This window comes from Amycolatopsis sp. WAC 04182, assembly GCF_003947465.1.
Lineage (GTDB): Bacteria > Actinomycetota > Actinomycetes > Mycobacteriales > Pseudonocardiaceae > Amycolatopsis.
In genome coordinates this window covers 174,015-189,654 of record NZ_QHJJ01000004.1, presented here as the reverse complement: position 1 = coordinate 189,654, position 15,640 = coordinate 174,015, and the positions used below count along the sequence as shown (strand labels likewise).

Annotated in this window: 15 protein-coding genes; 8 read left to right on the top strand and 7 right to left on the bottom strand. The window is 70.1% G+C overall.

From position 1 onward, the window contains the following. The first annotated feature begins 100 nt into the window (after positions 1-100). Positions 101-745: a GNAT family N-acetyltransferase gene (locus tag DMH01_RS21100; protein ID WP_125679004.1), complete on the top strand. Its 645-nt coding sequence runs from the start codon at positions 101-103 to the stop codon at positions 743-745. Here the strand turns inward: DMH01_RS21100 and DMH01_RS21095 are convergent. Both DMH01_RS21095 and DMH01_RS21090 read right to left on the bottom strand, forming a co-directional pair. Beyond that, positions 735-1,382 (bottom strand): response regulator transcription factor, encoded by a 648-nt coding sequence (locus DMH01_RS21095; RefSeq protein WP_125679003.1) that lies wholly within the window; start codon positions 1,380-1,382, stop codon positions 735-737. The two genes, DMH01_RS21100 and DMH01_RS21095, sit on opposite strands and share 11 nt — an antisense overlap. Then, entirely contained in the window at positions 1,379-2,581 is a 1,203-nt protein-coding gene (locus tag DMH01_RS21090; protein WP_125679002.1) for a sensor histidine kinase, read from the bottom strand. Before DMH01_RS21090 ends, DMH01_RS21095 begins: the two co-directional genes overlap by 4 nt. 139 nt (positions 2,582-2,720) lie before the next feature. Here DMH01_RS21090 and DMH01_RS21085 point away from each other — a divergent pair, with 139 nt between their 5' ends. Next, positions 2,721-3,809 carry an alpha/beta hydrolase gene (locus DMH01_RS21085; RefSeq protein ID WP_125679001.1) on the top strand — a complete coding sequence of 363 codons (1,089 nt, stop codon included), beginning with the start codon at positions 2,721-2,723 and terminating at the stop codon, positions 3,807-3,809. Here DMH01_RS21085 and DMH01_RS21080 read toward each other — a convergent pair. Further along, on the bottom strand, positions 3,806-4,762 hold the full coding sequence (locus DMH01_RS21080; protein WP_125679000.1) for an SDR family NAD(P)-dependent oxidoreductase: 957 nt from the start codon (positions 4,760-4,762) through the stop codon (positions 3,806-3,808). The genes DMH01_RS21085 and DMH01_RS21080 overlap by 4 nt on opposite strands. A gap of 55 nt (positions 4,763-4,817) precedes the next feature. Between DMH01_RS21080 and DMH01_RS21075 the strand changes: the two genes are divergently transcribed. Continuing rightward, positions 4,818-5,210, top strand: coding sequence for a MerR family transcriptional regulator (locus DMH01_RS21075; RefSeq protein WP_125678999.1), 393 nt, complete (start codon positions 4,818-4,820; stop codon positions 5,208-5,210). A 111-nt stretch (positions 5,211-5,321) separates the two neighbouring features. After that, positions 5,322-6,308: an MCE family protein gene (locus DMH01_RS21070; RefSeq protein WP_125678998.1), complete on the top strand. Its 987-nt coding sequence runs from the start codon at positions 5,322-5,324 to the stop codon at positions 6,306-6,308. 97 nt (positions 6,309-6,405) lie between these two features. Here the strand turns inward: DMH01_RS21070 and DMH01_RS21065 are convergent, their stop codons facing one another. Continuing rightward, positions 6,406-6,816, bottom strand: a complete 411-nt coding sequence (locus tag DMH01_RS21065; RefSeq protein ID WP_199745577.1) for a hypothetical protein — start codon at positions 6,814-6,816, stop codon at positions 6,406-6,408. Continuing rightward, entirely contained in the window at positions 6,809-7,174 is a 366-nt protein-coding gene (locus DMH01_RS21060; RefSeq protein WP_125678997.1) for a hypothetical protein, read from the bottom strand. Before DMH01_RS21060 ends, DMH01_RS21065 begins: the two co-directional genes overlap by 8 nt. Positions 7,175-7,600: 426 nt before the next feature. Between DMH01_RS21060 and lanKC the strand changes: the two genes are divergently transcribed. From lanKC to DMH01_RS21040, 4 genes are all read left to right on the top strand, one after another. Next, positions 7,601-10,153 carry a class III lanthionine synthetase LanKC gene (gene lanKC / locus DMH01_RS21055; protein WP_125678996.1) on the top strand — a complete coding sequence of 851 codons (2,553 nt, stop codon included), beginning with the start codon at positions 7,601-7,603 and terminating at the stop codon, positions 10,151-10,153. 39 nt (positions 10,154-10,192) lie between these two features. Further along, a complete protein-coding gene (locus DMH01_RS21050; protein WP_091598068.1) occupies positions 10,193-10,336 on the top strand; it encodes a SapB/AmfS family lanthipeptide in 144 nt (47 codons plus the stop codon). A gap of 150 nt (positions 10,337-10,486) precedes the next feature. Continuing rightward, entirely contained in the window at positions 10,487-12,154 is a 1,668-nt protein-coding gene (locus DMH01_RS21045; protein WP_125678995.1) for an ABC transporter ATP-binding protein, read from the top strand. Further along, the gene (locus tag DMH01_RS21040; RefSeq protein WP_125678994.1) at positions 12,151-13,887 is read left to right on the top strand and encodes an ABC transporter ATP-binding protein; all 1,737 of its coding nucleotides are present in this window, start codon (positions 12,151-12,153) and stop codon (positions 13,885-13,887) included. The genes DMH01_RS21045 and DMH01_RS21040 overlap by 4 nt, the downstream gene beginning before the upstream one ends. Here the strand turns inward: DMH01_RS21040 and DMH01_RS21035 are convergent. Further along, the gene (locus tag DMH01_RS21035) at positions 13,843-14,262 is read right to left on the bottom strand and encodes a thioesterase family protein (protein ID WP_199745576.1); all 420 of its coding nucleotides are present in this window, start codon (positions 14,260-14,262) and stop codon (positions 13,843-13,845) included. The two genes, DMH01_RS21040 and DMH01_RS21035, sit on opposite strands and share 45 nt — an antisense overlap. After that, positions 14,256-15,488, bottom strand: coding sequence for a hydroxyacid-oxoacid transhydrogenase (locus DMH01_RS21030; RefSeq protein WP_125678993.1), 1,233 nt, complete (start codon positions 15,486-15,488; stop codon positions 14,256-14,258). Before DMH01_RS21030 ends, DMH01_RS21035 begins: the two co-directional genes overlap by 7 nt. Positions 15,489-15,640: the final 152 nt, after the last annotated feature.

The window sequence follows — 15,640 nt, the reverse complement described above, 5'->3', positions numbered from 1 at the left end:
TCTTCACGCCGAAGGCCTCCATCCGTAACCGGGTGGGGGCCTTCGGGCGTTTCGGGACCCGATATCGTCGATGCATGCTTGTGATCGTTCGTGAGCACCCGTGCGGCCGGACGCGGTGAGCCGCTCCGCCCTGGAGCCCGAGCAGGTCGGGCGGAAGGTGCGGTTGCGCGAGGTCGGGCTGGGGGATCGCCGGGTCCTGATGGGTTTCGACCGTGACATGGCCCGCGAGGCGACGCCGCTGATCGGCGGCGGGCACCGCCACTGGGCCTCACACCGCTCGGGATCCTCGGGCGACGACATCCACTTCGGCATCGAGACCGTGCGCGGCCGGATGCTGGTCGGTTCGGTCTGCACCATCGGCGCCGACCCGGTGACCGGCCGGTTCGGGTACGGCATCGGGATCGCCCCGCGCCACCAGCGCTGCGGCTACGCCACGGACGCCATCACCGTCCTCCTGGCGCATATGTTCGGGCAGCGCGGCTTCCGCAAATGCGAGGTCAGCGTGTACGGCGGCAACCTGGCGTCGCTGTCGCTGCACGGCGGTCTCGGCTTCCGCGAGGAAGGCAGGCTGCGCGACACCGAGGTGGTGCGTGGCGAGATCAAGTACCTCGTGCGGATGGGCATCACCGCCGAAGAATTCGCCGCGCGTCCCCTGGACAGCCTCGCCGACCTCGGCAGGCGTGGACAGCACCGGCGGCCCCGGCGCGGCAAGCACTGGCGCACGCCCGCCGCGATCAGCGGCTGATCATCCCGGATTCGTAGGCGAAGACGACGGCCTGGACGCGGTCGCGGAGGCCGAGTTTCGTGAGGATGCGGCCGACGTGGGTCTTCACCGTGCCCGGCGAGAGGAACAGCAGCTCGGCGATCTCGGCGTTGGACAGGCCACGAGCCAGCTGCTGGAGCACTTCGTTCTCGCGGCTCGTGAGCAGGGCGAGCCGGTCGTCCGGCGGCGACGCGGGCAGGCCGGTGACGACCCGGTCGAGCAGCCGCCGGGTGACGGTGGGGGCGAGGGTCGCCTCGCCCGCGGCGACCACCCGGACCCCGGCGAGCAGATCCGGCGCCAGCGCGTCCTTGAGCAGGAAGCCGCTGGCCCCCGCCTGGAGCGCGGCGTAGACGTATTCGTCCAGGTCGAACGTGGTCAGCACCAGGACGCGGGCTCGCTGCGCCGCGGCGATCGCGGCGGTGGCCTCGACGCCATCCATCTCGGGCATCCGGATGTCCATGAGCACGACGTCGGGATCGAGCTCCGCCACGAGCGCGACGGCCTCCGCGCCGTCGCCCGCCTCGCCGACGACGTCGATGTCGTCGGCGTTGTCCAGGATCATCCGCAGGCCGGTGCGCACGAGCGTCTGGTCGTCGGCGATGACCACCCGGATCGTCATGACGGCAGGGACGCGCGGACGGCGAAGCCGCGTTCCGGCCGTGGTCCCGCGTCGAAGGTGCCGCCCAGTACGTTCACTCGCTCCCGCATCCCTTCGAGGCCGTGCCCGGTGCCGGACGGCGCTTCCGCCGCGACGCCGTCGTCGGTCACCTCGATCTCCAGCGCCCCCGGCCCGTACCGCATCACGATAGTCACCGACGCGTCCGGACCGGCGTGTTTCAGCACGTTCGTCAGCGACTCCTGCACGATCCGGTAGGCCGCCAAGTCCACTGTGGACGGAAGTGGCCGGGGTTCCCCTTCGACGCGGAACTCGACCGGCGTGCCCGCCGCCCGGATGTCGGCGACCAGCCGCGGCAGTCGCTCCGCGCCGGGCCGGGGCTCCCAGTCCGGCTCGTCCTGGCCGAGCGCGCCGAGCAGCCGCCGGATCTCGCTCAACGCGGTCCGCCCGGTGTCGACGATGGCGTCCAGCGCCTCCCGCGATCGCTCGGGCCGCCGGTCCAGTTCCGCCTGGGCGCCCTGCGCCTGGAGGACCACCACCGAAAGCGCGTGGGCGACGACGTCGTGCAGTTCGCGGCTGATCCGGCCGCGTTCGGCCGCCACGGCCAGCGCGGCCTGGGTGTCGCGCTCGCGTTCGAGATCGGCGGCCCGCTGTTCCAGCACCGACAGCCGGATCCGGCGCTGCCGCGTGTTCAGCCCGGCGAGCCACGCCACGCCGAGCGACAGGCCGATGGCCGGGAAACCACCCCAGTCCTGCACTTGGTGGTCGTCGGCTTCGGGGTCGGCCGGTGCCAGCCGATCGATGATGATGAGGCGTGGTGGCGTCGGGCCCGGGGTCCGCGCGTTCGCTTCCGAGGCATAGAAAGACCACGCCCCGGCGACGAGCAGTCCCACCGCCAGCAGGGCGACGGAACTCCGTCGCGACCCCCAGGCCGCGACGGAGAAGAGGCCGATCAGCGCCACGACGTCGACGGGTTTGAGGTCGTTGCCCATCGCCAGATGCAGGAGCGAGGCCGTGCCCCCGGCCGCGAAGGTGATCGTGGGATTCCGGTGCCGGACGAGCAAAGAAGCCAAGGCCACCAAGGACACCAGCCACCACTCGAAGCCTTCCGGATCGTCTGCCGTGACCACTGTGGACAGTCCGATGAGGATGGTCAGGCCGCGGTCGACGGCTCTCGGGTGATTTTGGAGGAAGGCCGGCACCAGCCGAGCGTAATCCCGGATCGGGCGCCGCGGATCCCTCTCGCGGCAGACCTCGGGATACGACCTGCGGCAGACGCGCGGATACGGCGCCGGGCTCCAGCCTGGACGCAGGAAGATCCTCGACAGAAACGGAAACCTCATGAGACGGCTTCTCGTCGCGCTGACCGCCCTCGCCGGCATGGTGTCCTTGGCGAGCCCGGCCGCGGCGGCCCCACGCCTGACGCTGCCGCCGCCGACCGGCTCGCATCCCGTCGGCTCCACCGACCTGCATCTCGTCGACCGCTCGCGCCAGGACCCCTGGGTGCCGTCCGGGCCGCGCGAGCTGATGGTGTCGATGTTCTACCCCGCGCTGGTGCCGATCGGCCCGAAACGGCCCTACCTCACCTTGGCCGAGGCCAAGGCGTTCCTGACCGAATCGGGCCTGCCCGACATCGACCCCGCACTGGTCGCCGGGACCCGGGCCAGCGCCAGGGTCGACGCGCCCCCGTTGCCGGGAAAGCACGCGCTCGTCGTCCTGTCGCCGGGATTCGGCAAACCGCGTACGACGCTCACCGGACTGGCGGAGGAGCTGGCGAGCAAGGGGTTCGTCGTCGCGCTGATCGGCCACAACTACGAGTCCCACGGCACCGCGTTCCCGGACGGGCGCGTCACCGAATGTGCCGCGTGCGGGTCCGAGTCGACGCTGCTCCCGCCGATCCGTTCCGCGGACGCCTCGTTCGTCCTCGACACGCTGACCAGGCCTTCGTCGCGCTGGGCCCGGCTGATCGACCCGACGCGCATCGGCATGGCGGGCCATTCGATCGGCGGGTACAGCACGCCGACCGCGATGGTCGACGACCGGCGGATCCGCGCGGGCGCCGACCTGGACGGCAGGCTGTGGTCGCCGATCCCCGCGTCCGGGATCGCCCGGCCGTTCCTGCTGCTCGGCCGCGAAAGCGAGTACACCCCGGCCGGTCCGGACACCACGTGGGCGGGCAGCTGGCCGAACCTCATCGGCTGGAAGCGCTGGATCAGTGTCGCGGCGGCCGGGCACGCGTCCTTCACCGACGTCGGCGTACTCGGCGAACAGCTCGGCCTCGGTCAGCCCGGTCTGCTCGACGGCGCGCGTGGCATGGCGCTGACCAGGGCGTACGTCTCCGCGTTCTTCGACAAGAACCTGCGCGGCGGGCATCAGCCGCTGCTGGACGGGCCGGTGCCGGGCGATCCCGAGATCAAGTTCTGGAACTAGCCCAGCGAGGTCCCGGTGAGGTTCTCGGAGAGCTCCCAGAGCCGCGCGGCCTCACCGGGATCGATCGCGTACGGGCGCACGCCGACCCATTCGCCCTCGTCGACGACGACTTCGGCGATGTCGCAGTCCTCGCAGTAGAGCCCGCCCAGCCCGTCGAGCAGCGGTGACGTCGCCGCCCAGACCTGGGTCGCCGCACCCTGCTCCGGCGTTTTGAAATCCGGGTCGGCCTGGTTGCCGTGCTCGTCGATCCAGCCGCGCTCGACCATCTCCTCCTGCCGCAGATGCCGCTGCAGGGGAGTGAGGATCGCGCCCGGATGGAGGCTGAACGCGCGGATCCCGTGGTCGGCGCCGAGCGTGTCCAGCCGCACCGCGAACAGCACGTTCGCCGTCTTGGCCTGGCCGTAGGCGAGCCAGCGGTCGTAGCCGCGCTCGAACTGGACGTCGTCCCAGCGCATCGGCGAGGAATGGTGACCGGCCGAGGACACCGTGACGACGCGGGCGCCGCCGGCCGCCTCCAGCGCGGGCCAGAGACGGCTCACCAGGGCGTGGTGGCCGAGGTGACAGATCGCGAAATGGGACTCCCAGCCGGCGCCCACCCGTCGTTCGGGCGCGGCCATGATCCCGGCGTTCGCGATCAGCAGGTCGACCGGGCGCCCGGTGCCGAGGAACCGCCGGGCGAAGGCCTCGACGCTCGCCAGGTCGGCGAGGTCGAGCTCGCCGACCTCGGTACCGGAGATCCCGGCGAGCGCGGCCTCGGCGTCGGCCGGACGGCGCGCGGGGACGACCACGTGCGCGCCCGCGTTCGCCAGCGCGCGCGTGGTTTCCAGGCCCAGCCCCGAATAACCGCCGGTGACGACGGCGAGCTTGCCCGAAAGGTCGATGCCGTCCAGTACTTCTCCGGCGGTGCTGCGCGCGCCGAAGCCGGAGCCGATCTTGTGCTGTGCAGTGGTCATGCGGCGGACGCTAGGACCTAGAGGGCTCTCTAGGTCAAACGCTATCGTCGTCCGGGTGACGGAACTCGCGATCGGCCAGGTCACCGCCCGGACGGGCCTCAGCGTGCACGCGCTTCGCTTCTACGAGAAGGAAGGACTGCTCACGGCACCGGTGAAACGGGACGCGAACGGCCGCCGCGTGTACACCGAACAGGACGTCGACTGGCTGGTGAACTGCACGAAGTTCCGGGCGTCCGGGATGCCGCTCGCCACCATCCGCGAATTCGCCGGACTCGTCCGGCAAGGGCCGGGAAACGAGGAAAAGCGGCTGGAGCTGCTGCGCGAACATCAGAACACCGTCCGGGAGCGGATCGCCGAACTGGCCGACTGCCTGGAGCTGATCAGCCGGAAGGTCGAGATCTACGAGGAGCATGTCGCGCGGGGAACGGCGGACGGGCTCTGGCGCTAGCTGTATGTCCACAATAGACAGACGTTGCCACCCGATCGGTGCAACGTTTCGCCTGGCGATGGGCAGGAGCGGCCCCTAAGCTTTGCCGCTTGTGACCTGCGAGGTGAGACGATGAGGTCCTTCGGTGCGGTGGATCCGATCAAGCTCGCGCTCGCCGGGCTCACCACGATGGCCCTCGGGATGGCGGCGGCGCTCAACGCCGACGCGCTGCCGGTGATCGGCGGCGGCACCACCTATTCCGCCGAATTCTCCGACGCGGGCGGACTGCGCGCGGACAACGACGTCCGGATCGCCGGGGTCAAGGTCGGCAAGGTCTCCGAGATCGACCTCGAAGGCGATCGCGTGCTCGTCTCCTTCCGGGTGAAGGACGCCTGGGTCGGCGACGCCACGAGCGCGTCCATTCAGATCAAGAACGTCCTGGGGCAGAAGTACTTGGCGCTCGACCCGCGCGGCGAAGCGATCCTCGATCCGGGCGACCCCATTCCGCTGCGGCGGACCACCGCGCCGTATGACGTTCTTGAAGCGTTTCGGGATTTGTCGAAAACCGTCGACGCCATCGATGTCGGCCAGCTCGCGAAAAGCTTCGACACGATTTCGGCGACCTTCGCCGATACGCCTGCCGACGTCCGCTCCGCGCTGGACGGGATTTCGAAGCTCTCCGGCACCATCGCCTCCCGCGACCGGCAACTCCGGACACTGCTCGCGAACACCCGGCAGGTGTCGCAGACCCTCGTCGACCGCGACACCGAGGTCCAGCGGCTGATCCAGGACGGCAACGCGCTGCTGCGCGCGATCTCCACCCGGCAGCAGGCGATCAAAGATCTGCTCGACGGCTCGAAACGGCTCGCGACCGCACTCGACGGCATCATCGCCGACAACGACGGGCAACTCGGGCCGGTGCTCGAACAACTCGACCGGCTGACGTCGATGCTCCAGCGCAACCAGGATTCGCTGGCCAAGGGGATCGCCGCGTTCGCGCCGGCGATCCGGGTGCTCACCAACGTCGCGGGCAACGGGCGCTGGATCGACGGCTACCTGTGCGGGCTGGTGCTGCCCACCTTCGGGCCGCTCAACGAAAAGGGCTGCTTCGACTCGTGAGTGGTGTTCGGCCCCTGATCACGCGAGTTACGCGTTCAATCACGCGAGTTACGCCTTCAATCACGCGAGTTACGCCTTCAATCACGCGAGTTCGCTGTCAGGGCTTCGTCCGCCGCAACCAGTACAGCCCGATCACGGGCAGCACCAGCGGAATGAAGAGGTAACCCTGGCCGTAAACCGACCACACGGTGGCGTGCGGGAAGGCCTCGCGGTCGAAGAGGCTGAACGTGCCGATGGTCAGCACGCCGAGCAACTCGACGGCGCAGGCGACCAGCGCGATCCGCCACCAGCCCGCGCCGCGGCGGGCCAGCGCGACGGTGGCCAGGAGATACACGACGGCCGCGAACGCGGAGAGGGCGTAGGCCAGCGGGGCTTCGTGGAACTTGGTGCTGATCTGCACCGCGGCGCGTGAGGTCGCCGCCAGCGCGAAGATCGCGTACACGGCGACCAGGATGCGTCCCGGGCCGGAGGCCTTGTCCACCGTCTTCTCCTCGGTTTCCTCACGCACTGGCGCCCGCCCACACCTCGTGCAGCCGGAGCACCATCACCGGGATCGCGAGGCAGGCGATGCCGAGGATCACGGTGCTCGACCGGGTGCGCTCGGCCAGGGCCCAGACCGTCCCGAGCGGGAGCACGACCAGGCAGCCGATCAGGTAGGCGAGATAGGTGGCCATGCTGCCGGGGCTGCCGCCGCCGATCAGCAGCACGACACCGATCACGAGCTGGGCCACCAGCAGGGCTTCGACCACGGCGAGGCCGGCGAGCAGCGCGTTGTCGGGCAGTTTCCTGCGTGCGGCCTGGACGAAACTCCACGCCGCGACCAGCGTCGCGCAGATCGCGACGGTCACCGCGAAGCCTGTGATCACGTCGGCCTCCTTACCTGCTCCACCGGCGACAACGTACCTCCGGGCCGATCATCGCCGACGGGCGACCGGTGGGGCGCGTGGCGGGCGCCACGGCGGGGCGCAGTGGTCCAGACCTCGGGTGAATAGATCACGAAGCGCGCTCGGTTGGCGCTCGGCCAATTCGGTCGCGCGTTATTGCGCCGGCTACCTGGACCAGGGATTACCTCGCCGGTTCGTTCCTGTTACACACCGACCGGGTGGTTGAAATATGAGTTGATCTCACGCTGGGTACCCCTACCATTCGGTAGATTTCGAATTCACGACCCTGAACAGCCCATCCGAACCCCCGGTATGGCGGATTGGCCGTTGGGTGTCCGGCGGGTGGAATATTCTCCATCGCGATGGTGCACATGGCCCATCCGATTGGTGCCAAGGAGGGGGCGCTCGATGGACGTCCGGTACGAAGCGTATTGCTTCGCCGATCCACTGTTCTTCGATGAGCAGAGGGAAAACGGGGACGCCGCCGACGATTTCGCCTCCCTGCTGCCCGCTCCCGAGGCCGGCTGGCGCACGGGAGTGCGTGGAGTGTGGCGGCTGTTGCACCCTGTTGCTCGAAACCTTCCCTTGCAAGGCTGGAAAATCCACGTCTCCGCAGGTTTGGGCAACGCCGAGCGAGTGCTCGTGAAGGTGCACGAGCATTGTGTCGAGCACGAGGTGTCCTACAAGCATCTGCGCTCACGGGGCACCCTGCTCGCGAGAAATTCGAAATACGCTCCGCGTGACGGAAGCGGTAAGTTACTGACTCTTTATCCAGCTGACAACAACGAGCTCGAGCGCGTTCTCGCCGAGTTGTCGGCGAAACTCGACGGCGAACCAGGGGCATACATTCTCAGTGATCTCCGGTACGGTGCCGGTCCGCTCTACGTCCGCTACGGCGGATTCGCCGAGCAATGGGTCGAACTCGACGGCAAGCGGGTCCTCGCGGTGCGCAAACCGGACGGGACCCTGGTCCCGGACAAACGCGAGCCGACCTTCTCCGTCCCCGACTGGGTGACGATTCCGGAGTTCCTCGCGCCTCATCTCGCGGCTCGCAAGAGCGGCGGCGCGGATCAGTTCCCCTATCAGGTGAAAAGCTCGCTGCACTTCTCCAACGGCGGCGGCGTGTACCTCGCCGACCGGAAGTCCGACGGCGAAGGGGTGGTCCTCAAGGAGGCGCGGCCGTTCGCCGGCCTGGACCGCGACGAGGTCGACGCCGTCGAACGTCTCCGCCGCGAGCACGAGGTGCTGGAGCGGTTGAAGGGCATCGACGGCATCCCCGCCACCTACGACCGCTTCACCGTCTGGGAGCACCATTTCCTGGCGATGGAGTACATGCCCGGTGTCTCGCTGGGCAACTGGCTCGCCCGCAACTACCCGCTCACCAGGCGCGACACCACCGAGGCCGACATCGCCGCGTACACCGAACGCGCGCTGGCGCTGGTCCGACGGGTGGAGGCGATGGTCGGTGAGGTGCACGGCCGCGGGATCGTCTTCGGCGACCTGCACTCGCTGAACATCCTGGTCGACGTGGAGGACGGGGAGGACAAGGCCGTCTCGCTGATCGACTTCGAGATGGCGTCCGACATCGAAAGCGGCACGCGACCCGCCCTCGGCGCGCCCGGCTTCCGCGCCCCGCGGGACCGGAACGGCTTCGAGGTCGACGAGTACGCGCTCGCCGTCCTGAAGCTGTGGATCTTCCTGCCGCTCACCACGCTTCTCGAGCTCGCCCCGGCGAAGCTGCGCGGGCTTGCGGACTTCGTCCAGCAGCGCTTCGACGTCCCGGAGGGCTACGCCGACTCGATCGTGGCCGAGCTCGCACCCCGGAACACCCCGCCGCTGACGAGTGTGACCGAGCTGGACCAGGACAAGCCGGACTGGGCGCTGGTGCGCAAGCAGATCACCGAGGCGATCCTCGCCAGCGCGACCCCCGAGCGCACCGACCGGCTCTTCCCCGGCGACATCGAACAGTTCCGCGTCGGCGGAGCGTGCTTCGGCTACGGCGCGGCCGGCGTCCTCTACGCGTTGAAAACGGTCTGCGGCGAGCGCCACCGGGATCACGAGCGCTGGCTGCTGGACTCGATCCGCCGCGAACCGCCGGGACGTCCGGGGTTCTACGACGGTTCGTACGGGATCGCGTACGTCCTCGAAGAACTCGGCTACCGGGACGAGGCCACCAAACTGCTGTCGGCGTCGGCGACGCTGGTCGAGCAGACCACCGACCACGGTCTGGAAGGCGGCCTGTCCGGTATCGGGCTCACCCAGCTGCACTTCGCGGTGTCCCGCAAGGACAACGAGTTCGGCAGGCAGGCACTCGCCACCGCCGTCCGGCTCGCCGAAGCGCTCGAAACCGCCGACCCGCCCGGCGACTTCGGCCGGGCCGGGCTGCTCAACGGCTGGTCCGGTCCGGCGCTGCTGTTCGTGCGGCTGTTCGAGCGCACCCGCGAAGAGGGCTGGCTGTCCTTCGCCGACCAGGCGCTGGAGCGGGACATCGAGGAGTGCGTCGAGTCCGACGACGGCTCGCTGCAGGTCCGCGACGGCGAGACCCGGACATTGCCCTACGCGGGTGTCGGCAGCGCCGGGATCCTCATGGTCGCCGAGGAGCTGGCGAAGTACCGCCCCGGCGCGAACGCGTTGAAGAGCCTTCCCGGCCTGCGTGAGGCGTGCCGCGGCGAGTTCGTCATCCATCCCGGACTGCTGTTCGGCCGGGGCGGCCTGATGACCGCGCTGGCCATGGGCGCCGAACCGGACCAGCGGGTCCGCGACGCCATCGACCTGCATCTTTCCCGGCTGGCCTGGTACGCGGTGCCGTACAAGGGCGGCCTGGCGTTCCCCGGCAACCAGCTGCTGCGGCTGTCGATGGACGTCGTCACCGGCGGCGCGGGCGTCCTGCTCGCACTGGCCGCCACCCTGGACGGGAAGGCCGCGCTGCCTTTCCTGTCCTCCCGAACTGCTGTCCAGTGAGGACAGCGGACCAAGAGATAACTAGTGAAAGGGAACACCATGGAACTGGTTCTCGACCTGCAGGCTCTGGAAACCCCCGAGGTCCTCGAAGGCGGCGGCGGTGGCAGCCACGGCGGCGCGAGCAACCTCAGCCTGCTGGCCTCCTGCGCCAACAGCACCGTCAGCCTGCTGACCTGCCACTGAGTCACGGCTGATCACTGAGGGCGCGGGAGCGGCACAGGCCAAGTGCGCCGCTCCCGCGCCTTTATTTTGCCGTCTGGTTCGTCTCGTTGGGATCACGGATCACGAAGTGGGACGTGAGCCCCTCAACTCCGGCTCGACGAAAGGAGCGGGATGGCGGGTTCAGCCGATCGCCTGCTGGTCACCGTGACCCTGCTCGATCGCCCCCGCCTGATCGGGCTGATCCTCAGCGCGCTCGCCGGGACGGCGGCGGGGCTGCTGCTGCCCGGTGCGCTCGCCGCCGCGGTGGACGCCGTGGTCGCCGGGCGGCCCAGCCTTCCCGAGGTCTCCTGGCTGATCGTCCTCGGTGTCACCGAAATCGCCGTCGGCCTGATCGGCGGCATCCTCACCGCGCGGATGACCGCGGCCGCGACCGGTTGGCTGCGCCGGAAACTCGCCGACCGTTATCTCGCGCTCGGCACCAGATCGACCTTCGCCGACGGCGACGCGATCAGCAGGCTCACCGGTGACTGCACCGGGGCGGGCATGGTCGCCTCGGTCGTCGTCCAGCTCGGGTCGACCACCCTGATCTCCGGCGGTGCCGTCGTCCTGCTCGCCCTGATGGACTGGCGGCTCGCGCTCGTCTTCCTCGGCAGCATCCCGTTCGGCCTGATGCTCGCGCGCACGCATCTGAAGAACACCGCGGACGACGTCCTGACCTACCAAGAGGTGTCCGGCGAACTCGCCGCGAGGATGGTCGACGCGGTCGCCGGGCTCCGCACGATCGCCGCGTCGGGCACCGCCGACCGCGAGGCCGAACGGGTCCTGCGGCCGCTGCCGAAAATGAGCCTCGCCGGCCGCGGGATGTGGCGGACGCAGGCCAGGATGGTGTGGCGCTCCGGGTTGCTGCTGCCCGCGGTGGAAATCGCGGTGCTCGCCGCCGCCGGTTTCGGTGTGCTGGAAGGCAGGCTGACCGTCGGCCAGGTCCTCGCGGCGCTCGGCTACGTCGCGCTCGGCATGGGCCTGATCACCCAGATTCCTTTGCTCACCACACTTTCCCGCGCGCGGTCGTGCGCGCGGCGGATCAACGAGGTGCTGGACTCGCCGGTCCCGGAACCGGGCGACCTCGGCGTCGTCCCCGGGCGGGGCACGCTCGAACTGCGCGGTGTCACCGTCGAAGGCGCGTTGCGCGACGTCGACCTGCTCGTGCCGGGCGGCCGGTTCACCGCGGTCGTCGGGCGATCCGGTGCGGGGAAGTCCGCGCTGGTCAACGTCCTCGGCGGCCTGCTGACCCCGGGCCAGGGAACTGCGCTGCTCGACGGCCGTCCGCTGGAGCGGCTGCGGCCGAACGAGCTCCGCGCGGTCGTCGGGTTCGCGTTCGAGCGGCCCGCGCTGCTCGGCGCGACCATCGGTGACGCCGTCGGCTACGGCTCGTGGGCGGGCGAGGCCGCCGTGCGCGCCGCGTGCCGATCCGCGCAGGTCGACGACCTGATCGTCCGGCTGCCGGACGGCTACCGGACGCCGCTTTCGGAGACGCCGCTTTCCGGCGGGGAGGCACAGCGGATCGGGCTGGCGCGCGCGATCGCGCACGCGCCGCGGGTGCTCATCCTCGACGACGCCACCGCCAGCCTCGACACGGTCACCGAAGCCGCCGTCGAAGAGGCGATCGAACGCACGCTCCCCGGCCGGACCCGGGTGGTGGTGACCCATCGTGCGGCCACCGCGTCGCGGGCGGACACGGTGGTGTGGCTGGAAGAAGGACGCGTCCGCGCGGTCGGCACGCACGACGGGCTGTGGCGGGATCCGGCTTATCGGGCTGTTTTCACCGAGGGCGCGCAATGAGCGTCTGGGGGCTCTATCGCTCGGCGCTGGCCGGGCAGTGGCGCGGCGGGCTGGTCCTGCTGGCCTGCTCCGTCCTGGAAAGCGCGCCCGCGTTCTTGTCCGGTCGCCTGGTCGAACTCGCGGTTGACGAGGGGTTTGCCGCGGGTCGGCCAGGCACCGGACTGCGTTGGCTCGCGGTCTTCGGGCTGGTCGCCGTGATCGGCGCGTTCGGTTCACGGCTGGTGTGGCATCAGCTCGGCAAGGTCGTCGAGCCGTTGCGCGACGCGCTGGTGACGGCCGTCGTGCGCGGGGTCCTGCACGATCCGGCGCCGCCGCGCAACCAGCCGGACGCCAGTGGCGTCGCCCGTATCACCCAGCACGTCGAAGTGGTCCGCGACGCCACGGCCGGGCTTCTGGTGCAGGCGCGCGGGATGATCGTGACCACGGTGGCGGCGCTGGCCGGGCTGTTCACCGTCGCCGGTTCGCTCGCGCTGATCGTCGCGATCCCGGTGGTGGTCGCGGTCGCGGTCTTCGCCTGCCTGCTCCCGTCGCTGGCCCGCCGTCAGCGCGCGCTGGCACTGGCCGACGAGCGGACCGCCGAGGTCGCGGGCGCGTCGCTGTCAGGTATGCGCGACGTCGTCGCCTGCGGCGCCGAACCGCTGGCCGCGCTGGAGCTTTACGACGCCATCGACACGCAGGCCGCGGCGGCCGTGCGGGTGGCGAGGTCCGGGGCGGCCAGGACGGTGGTGATCGCGACCGGCGGGTTCGTGCCGCTGCTCCTGGCGTTGCTGGTGGCGCCGGGCATGGTCAGGGACGGGGTGCTCACGGCCGGGGCCGCGCTGGGCGCGCTCGTCTACCTCGCGACGACGATGCAACCGGCGTTGCGGGGGCTGGCCGCGACCGCGAGCACCGTGGTGCTGCGGCTGATCGTCGCGCTGCGGCGGCTGGCGGAGACCGCGCAGGCCGAACCGGAACCCGACGGTACGGCCGAACCCGACGGGACCGCGATCTACGTGCGCGACCTGACCTTCAGCTGGGGCGCGGCCGCGCAACCGGTGGTGCGAGGACTCGATCTCCACCTGCGGCCCGGCGAGCGGCTCGCGGTCGTGGGGCCGAGCGGGATCGGCAAGTCGACCCTGGCCGGGCTCCTGACCGGCATGCTCGAACCGCAAGGGGGCCGGGTGCTGCTCGGCGGGGCGCCGGTCCGGGAGGTCCCGGCGGCGCTGCGGCACCGGATGGTCGCGCTGATCCCGCAGGAGGCCTACGTCTTCGCCGGATCCGTGCGGGACAACGTCGGCCTGTTCGCGCAGACCGCGATGGACGGCGAACTCCTGGCCGCGGTGGCGGCCGTCGGCGCGGAACCGCTGGTCACGCGGCTGGGCGGGCTCGACGGCGAGATCGGGCACGGCACGCTGTCCGCCGGTGAGGCGCAGCTGATCGCGCTCGCCCGCGTCTACGCGAGCGACGCGGGCGTCGTCATCCTCGACGAGGCGACGTCGCACCTCGACCCGCCCGCCGAAGCCCGCGCGGAACGGGCGTTCGCCGAGCGGGGCGGGGTGCTGGTGGTGATCGCGCACCGGCTGTCGTCGGCGTTGCGCGCGGACCGGGTCCTGGTGATGGACGGCAAGGAGACCGCGTTGGGCACCCACCTCGAACTCATGGACCGATCCACGCGCTACGCCCAGCTCATGCACGCGTGGTCGCCGCGGCTACCCCAGCCCAGTGCGCAGTTCTTCGAGCGCGCTCCTGAGTAGACCTTCGACGGGGACCGGCCGCCGGGATTCGCGATCCACGAAGACGTGCACGAAACGCCCTTCCGCGATGACCGTGTCCTTCGAGTACATCCCGACCTCGTAGCGGACGCTGGACCGGCCGAGATGGCCCACCCGCAGGCCGACCTCGAGTTCGCCCGGGAACGACACCGAAGCGTGGTACTTGCACTGCGATTCCACGCACAGCCCGATGACCTCGCCGGTTTCGATGTCGAGTCCGCCGCGTTCGATCAGCCACGTGTTGATCACGGTGTCCATCACCGAGTAGTGGACGACGTTGTTGACGTGCCCGTAGACGTCGTTGTCCTTCCACCGCAACGGAACCGTCTGCCAGTGCGGGTACTCGGCGTTCACCACAGCGTCACCGACTCCCGCAGGATGACGGCGAGATCGGCTTCGGACGCCTCGCGCGGCGCCGTCGCCAGCAGCCGTTGTTGTTTCACCGTGCCGGAAACCAGTGAGTCCACATCGGACTCGGTGTAGCCGACCGCGCCGATCCCGTTGGGGATCCCGATCTCCCGCATGATCTGCCCCAGCACCGCGGGCAGATGATCGCGCAGATCGCCCGGCCATTCGTAGTCCGGCGCGAGCAGCCTGGCCACCCGGATGTGGCGGTCCGGCGCGGCGTCGAAGGTGAACCGGAACGCCGCCGGCGCGGTCAGCGAGACCGCCATCCCGTGCGGCACCATGGCTTCGTCGCCCGGATACCCGGACGGATGGAAGTCCCGGACCTGCCCGGCGATCGGATACGCGTTGGCGTGCGGGATGTGCACGCCGGCGTTGCCGAACCCGAGCCCGGCGAACGTCGCCGCGAGCGCCATCGCCTCGCGCGCCTTCAGGTCGGAGCCGTCCCGCACGGCCGCGGGCAGCGCCCACGACAGCAGCCGCAGCGACTGCTCGGCGAACATGTCGGCCAGCGGATTCGAGCCACAGTAAGGGACCCGGTCCTCCGGCCGCTTCCGGTCGAACTCGGTGTACGGCTTGGCCGTGTAGCTCTCCGCGGCGTGGCAGAGGATGTCCATCCCGCTCGCGGCGGTGACCTCCGGTGGCTGCGAGACCGTCAGCCGCGGGTCGACCACGGCGAGGCTCGGCCGCATCCGGAGGTGGCTGATGCCGCTCTTCACGCGCAGTGACAACACGTCCAGCACGCAGACGGTGGTGCTCTCCGAGCCTGTCCCGGTGGTGGTCGGCACCGCGACCAGCGGTTTCAGCGGCGCGCTCGGCGCGCGGCCGCCACCGACCGGCGCGTTGACGTAGTCCATGAGGTCGCCGTCGTTGCTGGTCAACAGGTTCACCGCCTTGGCGGTGTCGATGGCCGACCCGCCACCCACGGCGACGAAGGCGTCCCACTCGCCCTGCCCGCGGGCGAAGTCGACGGCCTTCCGCATGCTGACGTCGGTCGGCTCGACGTGCACTCCGTCGAAGACGACCGCTTCGATGCCATAGGTTTCGATGCCTTCGGCGATCCGTTGTGGCCAGCCCGTCGCGGCGACACCCGCGTCGGTCAGGACGAGCACCCGGCGTGCGCCGTACTGGGTGAGGTCGTAGCCGATCTCGTCGCTCGACCCGGTGCCGTATTTCAAGGCAGGCGCCCCGTAAGTGAAAACAGTTTCACGTCCGGCGGTGGCTGAGGTCACGTTTTCGTGCTCCCTTGCTCGAACACGTTCCGAATTTCGGACATTCCGCCGCTCCGGGGTCGCCGGAATCGGAAGATCGCTTGACGGCACCGATCACC